At 32.8% G+C, this 15,124-nt stretch carries 17 protein-coding genes, 1 pseudogene and 1 other annotated feature; of the genes and pseudogenes, 6 read left to right on the top strand and 12 right to left on the bottom strand.

What is annotated here, in order from left to right; translation table 11 throughout:
• Positions 1-18 precede the first annotated feature (18 nt).
• Positions 19-888, bottom strand: a complete 870-nt coding sequence (locus HMPREF0877_RS01200) for a DUF975 family protein (protein ID WP_040760190.1) — start codon at positions 886-888, stop codon at positions 19-21.
• Positions 889-1,075: 187 nt separating this feature from the next.
• Positions 1,076-1,326 (top strand) — a binding site (T-box leader).
• Between the two features lie 51 nt (positions 1,327-1,377).
• On the opposite strand from HMPREF0877_RS01200, the gene HMPREF0877_RS01195 reads away from it, so the two are divergent.
• Entirely contained in the window at positions 1,378-2,202 is an 825-nt protein-coding gene (locus tag HMPREF0877_RS01195; RefSeq protein ID WP_002827288.1) for a MetQ/NlpA family ABC transporter substrate-binding protein, read from the top strand.
• A 73-nt stretch (positions 2,203-2,275) separates the two neighbouring features.
• Positions 2,276-3,502, top strand: a complete 1,227-nt coding sequence (locus tag HMPREF0877_RS01190; RefSeq protein ID WP_040760188.1) for an MFS transporter — start codon at positions 2,276-2,278, stop codon at positions 3,500-3,502.
• Positions 3,503-3,752: 250 nt separating this feature from the next.
• Here the strand turns inward: HMPREF0877_RS01190 and yaaA are convergent, their stop codons facing one another.
• Positions 3,753-4,496, bottom strand: a complete 744-nt coding sequence (yaaA, locus tag HMPREF0877_RS01185) for a peroxide stress protein YaaA (RefSeq protein WP_002827286.1) — start codon at positions 4,494-4,496, stop codon at positions 3,753-3,755.
• A 172-nt stretch (positions 4,497-4,668) separates the two neighbouring features.
• On the opposite strand from yaaA, the gene HMPREF0877_RS01180 reads away from it, so the two are divergent.
• Positions 4,669-5,058 carry a tautomerase family protein gene (locus HMPREF0877_RS01180; protein ID WP_040760186.1) on the top strand — a complete coding sequence of 130 codons (390 nt, stop codon included), beginning with the start codon at positions 4,669-4,671 and terminating at the stop codon, positions 5,056-5,058.
• Between the two features lie 350 nt (positions 5,059-5,408).
• Complete coding sequence (locus tag HMPREF0877_RS10490) at positions 5,409-5,705, top strand: GtrA family protein (RefSeq protein ID WP_081443707.1); 297 nt, start codon at positions 5,409-5,411, stop codon at positions 5,703-5,705.
• Positions 5,706-5,808: 103 nt separating this feature from the next.
• Here HMPREF0877_RS10490 and HMPREF0877_RS01175 read toward each other — a convergent pair whose 3' ends face one another.
• The 7 genes from HMPREF0877_RS01175 to HMPREF0877_RS01145 all read right to left on the bottom strand — a co-directional run bounded on the left by HMPREF0877_RS01175 (position 5,809) and on the right by HMPREF0877_RS01145 (position 10,932).
• Positions 5,809-6,360, bottom strand: a complete 552-nt coding sequence (locus HMPREF0877_RS01175; protein WP_040760184.1) for a GNAT family N-acetyltransferase — start codon at positions 6,358-6,360, stop codon at positions 5,809-5,811.
• 22 nt (positions 6,361-6,382) lie between these two features.
• Positions 6,383-6,892 (bottom strand): zeta toxin family protein, encoded by a 510-nt coding sequence (locus HMPREF0877_RS01170; protein WP_040760181.1) that lies wholly within the window; start codon positions 6,890-6,892, stop codon positions 6,383-6,385.
• Between the two features lie 69 nt (positions 6,893-6,961).
• Positions 6,962-7,489, bottom strand: a complete 528-nt coding sequence (locus tag HMPREF0877_RS01165; protein ID WP_002827279.1) for a GNAT family N-acetyltransferase — start codon at positions 7,487-7,489, stop codon at positions 6,962-6,964.
• A 34-nt stretch (positions 7,490-7,523) separates the two neighbouring features.
• Complete coding sequence (locus tag HMPREF0877_RS01160; RefSeq protein WP_002827278.1) at positions 7,524-8,072, bottom strand: GNAT family N-acetyltransferase; 549 nt, start codon at positions 8,070-8,072, stop codon at positions 7,524-7,526.
• A 130-nt stretch (positions 8,073-8,202) separates the two neighbouring features.
• Positions 8,203-8,643, bottom strand: a complete 441-nt coding sequence (locus tag HMPREF0877_RS01155) for a VOC family protein (protein ID WP_002827277.1) — start codon at positions 8,641-8,643, stop codon at positions 8,203-8,205.
• A gap of 146 nt (positions 8,644-8,789) precedes the next feature.
• A complete protein-coding gene (locus HMPREF0877_RS01150; RefSeq protein WP_002827276.1) occupies positions 8,790-10,157 on the bottom strand; it encodes an aldehyde dehydrogenase family protein in 1,368 nt (455 codons plus the stop codon).
• 376 nt (positions 10,158-10,533) lie between these two features.
• Positions 10,534-10,932 carry an NUDIX domain-containing protein gene (locus tag HMPREF0877_RS01145; protein WP_040760178.1) on the bottom strand — a complete coding sequence of 133 codons (399 nt, stop codon included), beginning with the start codon at positions 10,930-10,932 and terminating at the stop codon, positions 10,534-10,536.
• Between the two features lie 250 nt (positions 10,933-11,182).
• On the opposite strand from HMPREF0877_RS01145, the gene HMPREF0877_RS01140 reads away from it, so the two are divergent.
• Both HMPREF0877_RS01140 and HMPREF0877_RS01135 read left to right on the top strand, forming a co-directional pair.
• Positions 11,183-11,671, top strand: coding sequence for a GNAT family N-acetyltransferase (locus HMPREF0877_RS01140; protein ID WP_002827274.1), 489 nt, complete (start codon positions 11,183-11,185; stop codon positions 11,669-11,671).
• A 55-nt stretch (positions 11,672-11,726) separates the two neighbouring features.
• Positions 11,727-12,275 carry a histidine phosphatase family protein gene (locus HMPREF0877_RS01135; RefSeq protein ID WP_002827273.1) on the top strand — a complete coding sequence of 183 codons (549 nt, stop codon included), beginning with the start codon at positions 11,727-11,729 and terminating at the stop codon, positions 12,273-12,275.
• A gap of 438 nt (positions 12,276-12,713) precedes the next feature.
• Here the strand turns inward: HMPREF0877_RS01135 and HMPREF0877_RS01130 are convergent, their stop codons facing one another.
• The 3 genes and pseudogenes from HMPREF0877_RS01130 to HMPREF0877_RS01125 all read right to left on the bottom strand — a co-directional run bounded on the left by HMPREF0877_RS01130 (position 12,714) and on the right by HMPREF0877_RS01125 (position 14,928).
• On the bottom strand, positions 12,714-13,862 hold the full coding sequence (locus tag HMPREF0877_RS01130; RefSeq protein WP_242648981.1) for an MFS transporter: 1,149 nt from the start codon (positions 13,860-13,862) through the stop codon (positions 12,714-12,716).
• Positions 13,863-13,907: 45 nt separating this feature from the next.
• Positions 13,908-14,234 (bottom strand): annotated as a pseudogene (locus HMPREF0877_RS09925) (AzlD domain-containing protein).
• Positions 14,221-14,928, bottom strand: a complete 708-nt coding sequence (locus HMPREF0877_RS01125; protein WP_002827268.1) for an AzlC family ABC transporter permease — start codon at positions 14,926-14,928, stop codon at positions 14,221-14,223. The pseudogene HMPREF0877_RS09925 and the gene HMPREF0877_RS01125 overlap by 14 nt, the downstream one beginning before the upstream one ends.
• Positions 14,929-15,124 lie beyond the last annotated feature (196 nt).

Here is a 15,124-nt window from a genome sequence, read left to right as displayed (position 1 = left end):
TCGCATTTTTTATGTGTTTTAAATTTGATTTGAAGGCTTTAATATAATGGGTTGAATCTTTTTTTGTTCGTTTGAATCATCAAGTTGTGATTGTTTATTTTGCGCATTATTTAATACGTCAAAATATCCGGCTAGTGTTAATACCATGTAAGGAATGGTATAAAAACCAGCTAGACCTAATGTAACCAATGTTAACAATCCCCACCAGAAGAAACTTAATTGCATAACAAACAACTCCCAGCGGTGACCGACCATCAATTCACGTGATTTGGCAATTAATTGAAAGCCCTTGAGCGATTGATCATTATACCCTACAAAGGGTACCAAGATATACTTATACCACTTTATAATATAAATAAAGGTAAACACTACTAACAAAATGATTCCAATCGCTAGTAACCAATAGACAAAACTTGGCACAATCGTATAACTTAATTGTGCAATAATCATAATCAAGGCTGAAGCCTGGACCATTAAGTCGCCCAGAAATGCCAAAATTGCCCAACCGATGAGAAAGATTGCTATCATCCAGACACTAAGCCATAAGGTTTTTTGCCAAGACTTTGTGAGGTAAGTTTTAAACCATGATTGCATTGGATGTGCCATCTCAGTCTCATCACGTAATTGTTTAATAGATTGATAGGATTGAATATATTGGGCATAAATGACAATAATAGTCCCAACGATTGATAAAATTAGATTTAAAACTAGTGGTGTTGTGGCGGTATTGTTTTCATCCATCAGGAAAGAAATTAAAAATTCCAGATAAAGTATGACAATGACTGGTGCCTGTAGGCCAATATTTCTCCATAAATCTCTATGTAGAACTGTGTTAGCGTTTTGTTTTAATTGTTTGCGAATGGATTTTCTGTCATAAGGTGCGTCCATGTTTTCCTCCTTGATCATTTATAGTACTAGGGTAACATAATTTAATTGATTCGTAAGGGGAAGCTTACAATCCAATCATTTATTTCCTCGCTTAATGTAGTTTTGTATAGCGAGTATCAAGTAAATTTTGAAAAATGAGATAATTTTAATATACTTATTGACTTTCCATTTTACGCCAAATATAATGAATGCAACGAGGAAGAGGTAAGTAGTTAAATCTAAGTTGTTCAGAGAGTTGTGTCAGGTGGGAAGCAGCCAATCTTAGTTAACAAAAATGGCCTTAGAGTGTGAGAAATGATGAGTCACTGTGATGAGTTGTTTCCGGTAGTGCCCGTTATAGCGCTAGAGTATCACCGCATAAATGCGCGTACTTAATTTGAGTGTCCATTTTATTTGGACAGAACTCGGGTGGTAACACGATGATTAGTCGTCCCGTTGTTATGACATTATGTCGTAGCAACGGGACTTTTTATTATTAAGGAGAAGATTATGAAGAATAGTATTAAATTTAGTATTGGCTTAGCCACGGTGACATTGGCTACTATAGCTGTCGCACCATTAAGTGTTAACGCAGCATCAAGTAAGACAGTAACAGTAGGTGTTGTTGGTGATACATCACGTGAGCTTTGGCAAGACATTGGTCAAAGAGCACAAAAGAAATATGGTATTACCATTAAACTAAAAGAATTCAATGACTATGTTAAACCAAATCAAGCGTTGGTTGATGGTAGCTTAGATCTAAATGCTTTCCAAACAAAGATTTTCTTTGATGACCAAAATAAGAAGATGGGCAATAAATTACAGTCAATTGGTAAGACGGTGATTGTCCCAATGCGTCTCTATTCTCTCAAGGCTGATAAGATTAGCGAAATCAAAAAAGGGTCAACAATTGCTGTGCCCAATGACGCAACTAATGAAGCACGTGCTTTGAATGTCTTAGTACAGGCTAAATTAATTAAGTACAATAAGCAGGTCACTGATCCAACAGCTAAAGATATTACTTATAATCCTAAGAAATTGAAGATTAAAGAAGTAGATGCTGGCCAAGCTGTTTCATCATTGCAAACGACAGATGCTGCAGTTATTAATGGTAATTTTGCGCATGATGCGAATTTGAAGGATAAGAACATATTATTAACGCAAAATCTGAAAAAGAACGTTAATCCATATATCAATTTAATCGCAGCCCGCAAGAGTGAAGCAAACAAGAAAGTTTATAAGCAAATTGTAAAGGCCTATCAAACAAAGGAAACAAAAGCTGAGATTAAAAAGTTGTTTGGTAATTCGCAATATGCAGCTTGGAATTTGAAGTAGACTGAATTGGCTAAAAAAGGGTAGAGTGTCGTCTTTTGTCTCAACCTCAAAATTTGTGAAGAGGGTGAACTGGTTGTTAACGAAGCAGAAATCTAAAGAACAATTATACATTGCATCTATAGCTTTATTGGTTGCAAATTTTGGTAGCAGTATTTTTTCATTTGCTATGGGACTATTCCTCTTACGTCAGTATTCATCAGCTAGTATTTTTGGGATTTCTCAGGCTATTGGACCTATTGTCAGTCTTGTGATAGCGCCAATTTTGAGACTTGTTATTGATAAAATAAACAAAAAACAAATAATACTTTTTTCTCAAATATTAAGCATTATTGGGCTTATATTTTTTGCTTTTTTTATTGTTTATTCTGACAATCAAACTTTGTTGTTAGTAATATTCATTCTTGTAGTACTAAAGCTGTCAGATCAAATATTTGATGTTGCGTATATGTCGTCTGCGACATTAATAGTAAATAATGCAGATATTCAGAAACTCAGAAGTTACGAGCAAATGGTTTCTTCGTTTTCAAGCATTATTGGACCAATTATTGCAGCGACACTATTTTCTACTTTTAATATGAATTTTGGAATATTTATCATTACTGAATTAATATGCGAGATTTGTGCTTTACTCTCAATGTGGTTAATTAAGTACACAGATAAAACGTCGCACAAAAATATTGCATACGAAAGAAATGAATTGACATATATTTTTAAAGATAAATTGCTTTTATTTGCAATTTGGTTTGGTTGTGCCATTAATTTTTTCTATACAGTATTCAGTATTGGGTTGCCATATGTACAAATTCACGTCTTAAAGTTACCCAACCATGTCTATGCTTTATCAGAGGCTGCCGTTTCAATTGGCATACTGATAGCCAGTTACGTGCTTTCAAAACGTTCAGAGTTTAGGCACCCATTGTATATATCTTGGAAAATGACATCGATTTTTAGTGTACTATTTTTATTAATGGGAATGTTTTTATTCTCCAATGTAAATTCAAAATTTGTTTTTTCAATTTTTATCATCATTTTTAATTTTATAACGGGCATCATGATAGCTTTGTTAAATACACCAACATTGGTTTGGTTAACGATGCATGTCCCTGAGAACATGCAAGGCAGAGTATTCAATGTGTCACGAACATGTGTACAAGTATTGATTCCAATTGGCATAATTATTTCTAGTTTCTGTTTTGATAAATTAAATCCCGGTACAGTTTTTATTACCTCTGGTCTACTTTTCTTTGTTTTAGTAGTCTTATATCCCAAGTTCTTTAAGTTAGATATTAAAAAGGATTGAGTTTTCTAGGTGAATCTAGTTCGAACGTTACAATTATATAGATCAATGGTGAACTAATTTGATACAAAAAAATTTAAAAAGCAGCTGAATTGCATTTTTTAGTAATTCAGCCGCTTTTTACAGCTTATAAAGTATGGAGATAAGTTATATAAAGATTTACGGAATTTTATTAAGAAACGGCTGTTTGATCAATCTTGAATTTCTGAAAGAACGTTACCATTTGGACCAATAATTTTACCATTCTCTAGCGCTATGATTTATTAATAAACACCAATCTTTTTGCAGTTGAAAGGGATGCATCAAAGGTATATGTTGCGGATTGAAAACTTTTAAGTTGTTCGATTGTTGTTAGTTGATTTTCAACGATAAAACGAACCATTTCACCACGCGCAATCTTTGCCAACGTGGCTTTTATCTTTAGTTTGCCATCTATAAAGTGAGTAAATATAACATCAATGAATTGATCATCTGCTTCTAAATAGGGTGTGATTGCTTGAGAATATTCTTTAGAAGCCAAATTAATAATTGGACCTTGCCGGTGTACAGCACGATATAATTTATCACCCCAAAATTCATATAGATTTTTATTATCAGCAACTTGTAATTGAGAATTCATTTCTAAACGATAAGGGACGACACCATCAAAAGGACGTAAAGCACCATAGAAGCCAGATAAAATCCAGAGTGTTTTTTGCAAATACTCTAAAGCAGTTGAACTAAAAATGCTTGGTGCCATATATTGGTACTGAATACCTGAGTAACTTAATATGGCCGGTGTTAAAGGATGCTGCAAATCCATATGTTGCAAGTTTTGGTAGTTTTCTTTCGTCAGCTTGTCACTCGTATGCCATAAGTTTTGAACATCCGCGTAGGATAAAGCATGCATTACTTGAAGAATTTGATCAGTGTCTTGTAAATAACGTGGTGTACTCATTGGAAGGAAGTTTTCTTCGTCAACGATCATTTTCTTTGCGGGTGAAATAATAATTTGCATAATAAACTACCTCAGTTTAGGAATCTTTCTTGTTGTATCAGGTCTTTATTAATAAATGCTCTTTAACAAATTAAGTAGTAAAATAAAAAAATAGATACAATAGATATTGCTATGAATATTCTAACGTATTTACCACGATATTTAAAAAGGGACGATGAAAGAGGGGAATATCATGCCACTTGTACGATTTGATTTAATTAAAGGACGCACACAAGAAGATATTGAAAACATTATGAAGATTACTCAGGAAATGGTCGTTAAGGACTTTCATGTCAATCACCGAGATTGTTACCAGATAGTAACTCAGCATGAATCCTATGAGATGAATATTATGGATACAGGGCTGGATATTGAGAGGAGTCAAAATGTGTTAGTTATATCTATTACGAGTCGTCCAAGGGAGAAAAGTGACATAGAGAATTTCTATGCTGACTTAGCGAACGGTTTGTCAGAAAAGAAGCTTGTTGAAAAGAATGATTTAGTTGTCAATATGACTATTAATGGGGATGCTAATTGGAGCTTTGGATTTGGTGAGGCGCAGTTTTTGACAGGTAAATTGTAGAATAGTAACCGTGTGAGCTACTGATAATTATATTAAACAAATTGGACCTCCTAAGTAGATTTTTTCTTAGGAGGTCCAGTTTGTTTTTAATAAATAGAAATGAAATTTACCGATGAAATAAAAAAATTATAATTTAAAGAATACAAAGTATAACAAAGTAGAAAATAGTAGAAAAATAATTTATGAGATTAATTGAATCATAGAAAAAGCGCAAGTAAGGATTAAAAATATGTCATATTTTGTAAAAAAATACTATTCATTAATTTTCTATATTTTTTTTGGGGATAATTACTACAATCATTAATATTTCTACTTAGTTACTATTATTATATGTTAATTTAAATAATCAAATATCTGTTGTTATATCTTGGTTAATATCAGTTCTTTTTGCTTTTATTTCAAATAAATTATGGGTCTTTGATTCTAAATTTATATTTAATAACGGGCTGGTAATAGAATTTTGCTTATTTCTTTTGACTAGAATTACAACACTATTTTTAGAAATGATAATTATTTGGTATGGTGTCCAATATTTGTGCCAAAGTCCAGTTGTTTGGCAGTTTATAGATAATATTTTTGTTGTAATTTTTAATTACTATATCAGTAAATTGATAATTTTTAGGAAGAACGATATTAGCGTCGTTTGAAAGTTAATTTTGATTATAAAAAGAGCATCTCAAAAATTAGGTTGTCTAACTTTCGAGATGCTTTTATATGATGGTTAAAGGTGAGTACTATTGGATGTTGATGTTAACGACGATTTTCCCACTCATCTTTAAGTACTGTCCAAATATTGCCATCATGAAATCCGTCTGACAATAGTTCGTTGTCTCGAATTGAACCATCTAAATGAAAACCTGCTTTTTGAGCAACATGATTACTACGCGCATTATCAATTGCCGCATGGATTTCTATTTTATTAATCTTATAATCATTAAATCCTATTTGGCACATGCCAGCTACAGCGCGATGCATGATGCCCTTACCGATAAATTTAGTTCCTAGCCAGTAGCCAATTTCTGCACTTTGATCCATTTCTCTAAATCTATTAAAGCTAATCATACCGGCAGGGTGATTTTTATAAAGGATAATCAGATTTAATGAATAACCTGTGCCAAAGTGTTTCATCACTTCATATAAAAATTTTTCTTCATCTGCAACGGCCTTTGTATATGATACCCATGGCAACCACATTTCTAACTCTTTTCGACTTTCATCAATTAATTGAAACATAGCTTCAGCATCAATTTTTGGTCTAGGTAGTGCTAGACTGACCTCGTCGTCGATTTGATATGTAAACATTTTGTTCCTCCATAGAAATTTTTTATAAATTATTAAACTGACTATTAGCAATATCTTTGATAATTTGATTAAAAAATTCCTGAGTATTACCATTCGTAAGATGGCGTTCTTTAGAATTCTTAAGATAATCGTCAGGAATCCACCATTTTTTTAATGTAAGGATTGAAAAAGGATTTTCTTTAAGTTGATTTTGTCTTACAGTTACAGAAAAAGGGATATCTAGATAGTAAACAAAAGCTTTATTATGAAAATTTTGAACAATTTTATTTAACATTTTTCCATAAACATCTTTTCTTAGAATTCCTTCTAGTATGATGATTTTATAATGATGTACTCCGAAATTTATTAAAGTTTCGAGTAAATTAACTGTTGTAGTTCCAACATGATCATGGGTGTGTAATATCTCTCGGCGAAGAATATCTTGTTGAAGTAATAGGCAATGTTCATATCCAAAATATTGCTGTAACTGTTTTGCCAAAACGGTTTTACCACTACCAGAATTACCTCTAATTAGAATAAAGATAGGTTGCATAGTACTCTCCATTTAATTAATTGAAAAATATCTCTGTGTATCTCGGAGCGTTGGCATAATCTTCAGATGTTATTGCATCCATTCTGAGCGTAAAACACCGTACTTAACTGAATCCCAGTATTTGTTTTGCCAAAATCTAACTTGTCGAACTTCAGCCTCTTTTTTAAGAGATAAACTCTCAGTCAAAGCAATCATGCGATAATTACCAGACCATGTTGTTAAACCAATATGAGGTAGGGGTGTCATTTCAAATAATTCGTCAATCCATTGCTTTAAGGCAGTCTTACCGATGCCATGATGCCAGCTATCTTGTTTATAAATGACAACACCAACATCTAACCATTGTTTTAATGGTTCATCCTCATAGTGAGCCGAGACCATGCCAACCATGGTATTATCAACCCAGATGATCTTACGCATGGGATTTTGTACATAACTATTTTCCAAATCTAAATCTATAAATTTTTGTTTCTCAGGTAGTTTGTCATGAAAATAGGGATCATTCCATTTTGTCCACTCAGCGTCGGGTTTACTAAAAGCTAGATTCCAAAAATCTAGTAATTCGTTACGTTCTAGTTCTTTTAATTGTAAATTCATGTGTTGTTATTTTCCTTTAAAAGGTTAATCATTATTATTGATTCCGCCACTCATGATCAAGTAATGACCAAAGATTTTCATCATGAAAACGGTTAAAGAGTAGGGCATGATCCCGTAACTTGGCCTCTAGATAGAAACCTGTATTTTTAGGTATTTGATTACTCGCATGATTGTCCGATGCAACATAAATTTCAATTTTATGAACTTCAAACTTATTGAACGCTAAATCGCATACACCCTTTAATGACCGAAGCATGATTCCCTTTCCTGTAAATTCAGTGCCTAGCCAATAACCAATTTCAATTTTTTTATTATTCTTATCCCAATTTTTAAGAGATATTGACCCAACAATTTCATTTTTATACCAAATAACTAGATTTAGAGAATGTGTCGTATCTAAACTGTGCGTGTTTCTTTTTAGGGTTTCTCGTTCATCTGCAATACTTTTAATTTTTAATACCCAAGGTAACCAGGGTATCAGTTCATTACGACTGTCATTGATTAATTTAAACAGGGCAGTTGAATCGATTTCAGGTCTTGGTAAGGATAAATAAATTTCATCATCAATTTTATATGTAAGCATAAAAATAACTCTCCGCTTTGATAGGGAAGATTAGGGTTCATAAAATTTTGTACATGAATTGGAATGTTTTGTTTAAAGTAATTTATATCATAAGTATTCACATATGAAGTGATTACTAATTATTATAATCTTATTTTAATTTTTGTATACGTTTATTTAATATTTGTCGGCGTGTACTAAAATCAACTTCGTGAATATTTTGCTCGATTACCCAAGAATAGTTGAAGGGGTCTTTCACAACGCTATTCCATATACCTAATTCTTCATCTTTCATTAAGGGCACGACTACTTCAAACCCTGCACTAATAGCTCGTTCGAATAGTGCGTGTGCATCATTAACGACAATGTTGAACCACATGGATTGGACAGCATTCGGGTCTGGCACTTGCCATCCCATTTGAGGATTAGCATCAAATAAGTGAAACTGCATATCTTCAATTTCAAAGATTACTTCGTTAAATGATAGGTTGGGTAGATTCTTGCTAGATTCAATTAATCTAGTTTCAAAAACAGTTGCATATGTTTGATACACTTTTATTGCGTCTTTAACTACACAATCAATAATAAGCATGTTGATTACTTCCTTTATTGTTTATTTCAAATGTGATACGTGCATTGGTCTCAGGTATTATTATTTATAGCGAGATTCAACGGTATAGAAAAGGATACGCTAAATTTGTTCTAGCGTATCCTATAAAGTAATTTTTTAGTTTTTAATTAATACATTACAGGTTTTATGTTAGCAAATTCATAGATACCCCAGTCACTTAGTTCACGACCATATCCAGAATTCTTGACCCCCCCAAATGGTACTTGAGCTTGAGAACTCAAAATAGAGTTAATCGTAACTTGACCAGTTTCAATTCGTGAAGCAAGTTTCTTACCGCGTTCAATATTTTTGGTGTAGATAGCACCACCTAGACCATGTCGAGAATTATTTGCAATTTTGATGATTTCGTCGTCTGATTGTGCTTGATAAATCTGTGCAACTGGACCGAATAATTCTTCTTCAAACATAGGATTTTTTTCATCCATACCAGTTAAAATCAAAGGTGAGAAGCCTGCGCCGTCACCGCTAATCGGCGTCGGATTACCATACAAAACTTTAGCACCACCAGCAATCACTTTTGCTACTTGAGTCTGTAACTGTTGTTGCGCTTTCTTAGATGAAAGGGGAGCTAAGGTTGTATTTTCATCCAATGGATCACCTAATTTGTATTTAGCGAATTCTTCTTTTAATGCGGCTAAAAACTCTGGATAAATACTTGAAGAAACAATATAACGTTTAGCAGCTGTACATACTTGACCAGCATTGGTCAATCGTGCTTTGGTTGCATCTTTCGCAGCATCAGCGATATCAACATCATCTAAGACAACAAAAACGTCAGTTCCACCAAGTTCCATAGTTGATTTTGTTAAATTTTCACCGGCACTAGCGGCAATTCTACGACCGGCATTTTCAGATCCTGTTAAGGCAACACCCTGCACACGAGGATCTTCAATAATCCGATTAATTTGATCATAATCAGCAAATATATTGGTAAAGGCACCTGATGGCAAACCAACATTATCACACGCTTCTTGAAAAGCTAGCGCTGCCTCAGGTACAATGCTAGCGTGCTTAAGAATAATTGGGTTTCCTAAAATGAAATTAGGGGCAAATACTCGCATGACTTGTGTATATGGAAAATTCCATGGTTCAATTGCTAAGACAATACCAGTACCTGAAAATTCAACTTGAGCTTGTCCGTTAGGTAGGTCATTGTATGGCTTAGGCTGCATGAACTTCACACCATTTTCAGCGTAGTAACGTGCAAAAGAGCTTGTCTTTTTAACTTCTTGACGAGCCTCTGTCAATAATTTTCCCATGTTCGTTGATAGTACACGAGCATATTTTTCTATATTTTGTTCGAACTCATCAGCTAACTTATACAGAAAATCTGTTCTTTCTTCGACAGCTTGACGCTGTGATTGCTTATAAAAATCTTGAGCTGTGTCTAAGATAATATCTAATTGCTGGTCAGTTACGTTATCAAAGTCACGGATTTTTTGTCCGTTATATGGATTCACTGCTGCATAACTCATGTATAGTTACCTCCTTAAAGGAAACGAGATTTCGTTACAACCCCTATGATAGAATTTTTTCTACCCATAATGCTAATTTTTTGCCTATAACATAATGGTATACATAGCGTATTAAGCGGGGATAGTAATATATTATTATGGATATTAATAAAAAGTTGTCGTTCTTCAAAGAGTGGAGGATGACAACTTTTTATTTTTTAAAGTAAATTCTACAGGTTAAAAGGCGATTTGAAATCTTTATTTAAGCAGTCACCATTAAAGTAGTCTGAGCCTCGTGTTTATATGAAGATGATCAGTATGCAGTATATGCTATTAGCAATGTCAAAGTTAGTATAAATTAATTTTCAAAGTAAATTTCTTTAATATCCCCTCTAAGTCATGTATTGTAAACAGTCTCAATAACCTGGTTCAATTTACAAAACCTAATTTTGTCTTTATGGAGCCAATAAGTTTTTCCTTCATACGTCTGTTTTATATTTCCCTTAGAAGTTTTTAAATTATATTCAGCTTCATAAACGAAAATAAATTCCTTATTTTGATTGCCTAAATTAAAATTAACAATGCTTTTCAGGTGTGGTTCTTTTATATCAATTCCAGTTTCTTTTTTGATTTCGCGAATGACAGATTTTTCAATAGATTCATTTGGCTCAACATGTCCTCCAGGAAATGTAATGGTATTTTCAAATTCGGAATCAATTTTATCCATGACAAGAATATCGTCGCCATTTCTAATAATGCACATATTGGTAAGTTCAATTTGTTGCGTTCTTTTCAACGTTTTTCTCCTGCTTTAGTTATAGTTAAGAATCATAAAATTTATTTCTATATATTTTCTAATTAAAATGTAATTTATTTCACGAAAATTATAACTTAATGATGAGTCCATAGCAAGGGAATGTTAAAAAAGTCGATTATTCAGTTTATACTAAGCTTCCTTTTATGACTCTATGCAGGTTTATATCTATCATGAATGATTTTAGCGTATAATTATCATTATAAATTAATGTTACATTGAGGATTATAATATGAATTTAATTAAATTGAAATTTGAACTTGCAAAGATTACTGATGTAAATAAAATCATTAAAATGTATAAGTCAGGATTCAAGGAACTATTTGAACGCTATCATGACATTGATACAAATCCATATATGGAATCAAAAGAAGTTATATCTAGAAAAATTCGTCAACAAAATAGTTATTTCTTTTTCTTAATTTATAATCAACACGAAGTAGGGCTTATTAGAGTAATGACAGATTCGGAAGACAAAGCACGCGCCAAGATTTCGCCGATACTTATTTTGCCACAATATCAAAATAATGGATTTGCTCAGTCAGCATTGTTTCATATTGAGAATAAATTTTCTAATGTTAAGGAATGGAATATTGATACCATTAAGCAAGAAACTAAGTTATTACATTTGTATACAAAAAGTGGATACACACTAACCAGTCAGCCAGAATTACATATCAAAAATGGCATGGATTTAGTTTTTTTGACTAAATATGTATAAGAATATGGCAATTTAAAGCAATTCCACAACTAATTATTTAACAAGAGGTATAAAAATGAAAATAATTGATCTAGTACGACACGGGGAGCCTGACACATCAATACATGACGACTTTCTAAGACCATTAACTTTAACTGGAATTAGGCAAGCGGAAATGGTTTCGTCAAAATTACAAAAGCAACCATATACACATATTTTCGCAAGCCCACTGCGTAGATCTGTTGAAACGGTAGTTCCGTTAGCCAAAAAGCAGAATATTTCAGTTGAAACTAATAACCTTCTTGTTGAGCGAAAGATGCCAGAATGGTTTGATTCAAGTCAAAAATTTACAGATTATATTAACCATCAATGGCTAGATTTTAAATATTATCAAGCCGGGGGAGAATCATTACAACATGCTCAAACTAGGTATATTTCTTTTATTAAGGATAAATGTAAAGATGATGAGCATATTGCCATTGGTTCACATGGAACGGTGATGAGCACTATATATGAACTTGTTCATCCAGGTGAAGGTTTTGAATTTTGGGAGAGTTTACCATATGGTTCAACACTAAGATTGAAAGTCAATCATGATGCATATATTTATGCGGAATTGGTTTAATAAATTTGTTAAAAAGAAAGATAGTATAAATGCTTCCATAAAAAAGGTAATGATAATTATTATCATTACGTCACACTATTGCAGAATATTTAACGGCTAAATAAAAGTAAAAAGTTGTCATTTTTTCATATGACAGAATGACAACTTTTGTATGTTAAAATTCTACAGGTTAAAAGGCGATGGCTGACTTCTGACTATAGAAAGAAGGTGATGCCTATGAATGTTATTCATGAACATCAGCTTCCAACTATATCGACAACCACTAAAAGAAGTAAGACAAACTAAAAACCGCCCAATACTTTGACGAGTAGGGCGGTTTTAATTTCATATTAAATAGCCACTGTTGAAGTAGCCTGGAGCTTTTTCTGATTACAGATAGTGTATCGCATGACTTAAATAACTAACCAAATAGCGGGCATATGTTCATAATCACAATTTCTAATATTTGGGTTTAACATCCCGTAATAACAATAAAAAGAAGACAACAATCAAATGAATGATAAAAATAGTTAAAAAGGTTGTATCAAAACTAAAACTAGTTATCATAAAACCACCTAGTAATGGCCCTAATGCACGACCAATTGATCCAGAGAGACTGCCAATTGCTTGAATGGTACCACGATTAGTATCATTAGCGTAGTGGTTTAACAAACTTGGAATGGCAGTTAGTGCAAGAATTTCACCAATAGAGACAAACGTAATGCCAAGGACAAAACGCCAATAATCGTTAGTATTAATAATAAATAAATATGATAAAGCAAAAGTTAAAACACCTAAAATTACACGTAATTTATCTGCATTAAACGTTTTTGGAAATAGGCGGATGATAAAGGGTTGAAAAGCAACAATCTCTACTGTACTGATTGTAAATAGTATGCTGTACTTTTTGACAGAAATACCATTATTAGTCATTAGAACAGAAACATTACTATTCCATTGTTCATAACAAACCCAAATAATAATCATCGTTAAGCTAAGTAATGAAATGTAGCCAAGTGTACGCTTATTAAGTGAATTGTGAAAGCTGTTTTCCGTATCTGAACTACGCAGAGCATCAGTTGAAACAAACTGTGATTTGATAATAAATAAGGCCAGTAAAAAAAGAACTGCTGAGCTACCAAACACTAGCTGAATATTGATACTAAAAAGAATTCCTGATAGGAATGTAGCCAACCCCATACCAATGTTCGCAGTCCAATAGCCGTTGTTGAAAATATTAGCATCGCTTTTTTGTAAAAAAGCCAAATAACTATTAATCGAGGCATTTAAAATTCCTAAGCCAGCCCCATACATCGTTAACAAAATTGGATATAATGGCCAATAGGGGTAGAGTGCCAGTAGAAATAGTGAAATGATGATAGTAACCGTACTAATATACATCAGTGGTTTAGTTCGCCATTTATCAAATAATCGACCGCCTACAAAATTTCCTAGAGCCATAGCACCAGAAAAAAGTAAAAGTGTGTAACCAGCAATAACCAAGCTCATATGCAACACATTGTGAATATAAAGTGTAGTGACTGGCATAATTAAGCCAATTCCCATATTTACTAACATGTTTGTGACTAAAATGTATTTATTTTTCAAGAGAACAACACGACCTTTCGCATTACAAAACATGATTTGCCACTATTAACTTAGGATGTTGATTAAACTTAAAGATACGACACCAATCAGGACAATCAGTAGCAAACTTTTTGTCAGGATTGCAGTAATAACGGTGGGAATTGATGCTATTAAGTTTGGTCAATCGATGCTTGGCAGATGGCCAATGTGTTGAATAAATAGACTTTCAAACCATAAACTAGACATTATGGCAATAGGAACAAAACTTAAAAATTCAATGACTTTTTTTGATAGTGTCATATTTTTTAGGATGACCAAGGGTAGGATTCTTGATAGCCAAGTAGCCAAGCCACAGCCAATGATTATGTAGAGTATATAATTAGTTAAAGCCATGTTTAATCACCGTCCCAAAATAACAAGCAATAATTGTTGCAAATAAGATAACCAAATTTGCAGGAATAAAAATTAGGCCAAGATAGACAACTACAAGGGTAAAGAGAATGACTGTTAATTGGATATTTATTTTTATTGATTGATCAGAGATTATTTGTAAATATAACAAACCAATGAACATTGCAGTAATGGCAAAGCTAAATCCTAACTTTTCGGGATTCTTAATTAAGCTACCTATTGTAGCTCCTAGAAATGTACCAAATAACCAAGCAAAATAAGAAACAATATTCACCGTATTAAACCAGCGAAAATTCAAGTGACTGTTAGTATAGTTCAATTTGTTCATGCCTAGTGCAAAGCTCTCATCTGTAAGAAAGGTGCCAATTAATATATTTTTTATCAATGACTCTTTCTTGAAATAAGGTACAAGAGTGGCACTCATTAGGATCAAACGTGAATTAACCAAAAATACAGATAAAACTATCGATAAAATGGGACTATGTGTCAGTAACATGGGAACTATGACAAACTGGGCCGCTCCGGCGTAAACAATTATTGAAATAAGTAAAATAGTCAAGAGATTCAAACCAGATGATTGACCAATGATACCAAAAGTAGCACTAATGCCAATATAGCCAAAAATAGTTGGTAATGCCTCTTTAAAAGCGGCTTTTGGTGTTAACAAATTAATCACAGTACACCTCCTTATACAAAAATTGTTCACTTATTTATTGACCGTATTGTATATTATAAAAAATGTAATGTAAATATCAATTGGCTAAATGACACAGAAACCTTTAATTGACGCCGTTAAAGTGCATGAGTCTTTAGGTATAATAATATTAAAAGTAACCTAAAAAAACATCGAAACCGAATGCGTTCCGATGTTT

This window comes from Weissella paramesenteroides ATCC 33313, from assembly GCF_000160575.1.
GTDB classification, from domain to species: domain Bacteria; phylum Bacillota; class Bacilli; order Lactobacillales; family Lactobacillaceae; genus Weissella; species Weissella paramesenteroides.
This window is presented reverse-complemented; position numbering and strand designations above follow the sequence as displayed.

Bases quoted from the DNA above. Each gene is read 5' to 3' on its own strand.
- HMPREF0877_RS01200 (WP_040760190.1), bottom strand. From the start codon at position 888: ATGGACGCACCTTATGACAGAAAATCCATTCGCAAACAATTAAAACAA.
- HMPREF0877_RS01195 (WP_002827288.1), top strand. From the start codon at position 1,378: ATGAAGAATAGTATTAAATTTAGTATTGGCTTAGCCACGGTGACATTG.
- yaaA (WP_002827286.1), bottom strand. From the start codon at position 4,496: ATGCAAATTATTATTTCACCCGCAAAGAAAATGATCGTTGACGAAGAA.
- HMPREF0877_RS01180 (WP_040760186.1), top strand. From the start codon at position 4,669: ATGCCACTTGTACGATTTGATTTAATTAAAGGACGCACACAAGAAGAT.
- HMPREF0877_RS01175 (WP_040760184.1), bottom strand. From the start codon at position 6,360: ATGTTTACATATCAAATCGACGACGAGGTCAGTCTAGCACTACCTAGA.
- HMPREF0877_RS01170 (WP_040760181.1), bottom strand. From the start codon at position 6,892: ATGCAACCTATCTTTATTCTAATTAGAGGTAATTCTGGTAGTGGTAAA.
- HMPREF0877_RS01165 (WP_002827279.1), bottom strand. From the start codon at position 7,489: ATGAATTTACAATTAAAAGAACTAGAACGTAACGAATTACTAGATTTT.
- HMPREF0877_RS01160 (WP_002827278.1), bottom strand. From the start codon at position 8,072: ATGCTTACATATAAAATTGATGATGAAATTTATTTATCCTTACCAAGA.
- HMPREF0877_RS01155 (WP_002827277.1), bottom strand. From the start codon at position 8,643: ATGCTTATTATTGATTGTGTAGTTAAAGACGCAATAAAAGTGTATCAA.
- HMPREF0877_RS01150 (WP_002827276.1), bottom strand. From the start codon at position 10,157: ATGAGTTATGCAGCAGTGAATCCATATAACGGACAAAAAATCCGTGAC.
- HMPREF0877_RS01140 (WP_002827274.1), top strand. From the start codon at position 11,183: ATGAATTTAATTAAATTGAAATTTGAACTTGCAAAGATTACTGATGTA.
- HMPREF0877_RS01135 (WP_002827273.1), top strand. From the start codon at position 11,727: ATGAAAATAATTGATCTAGTACGACACGGGGAGCCTGACACATCAATA.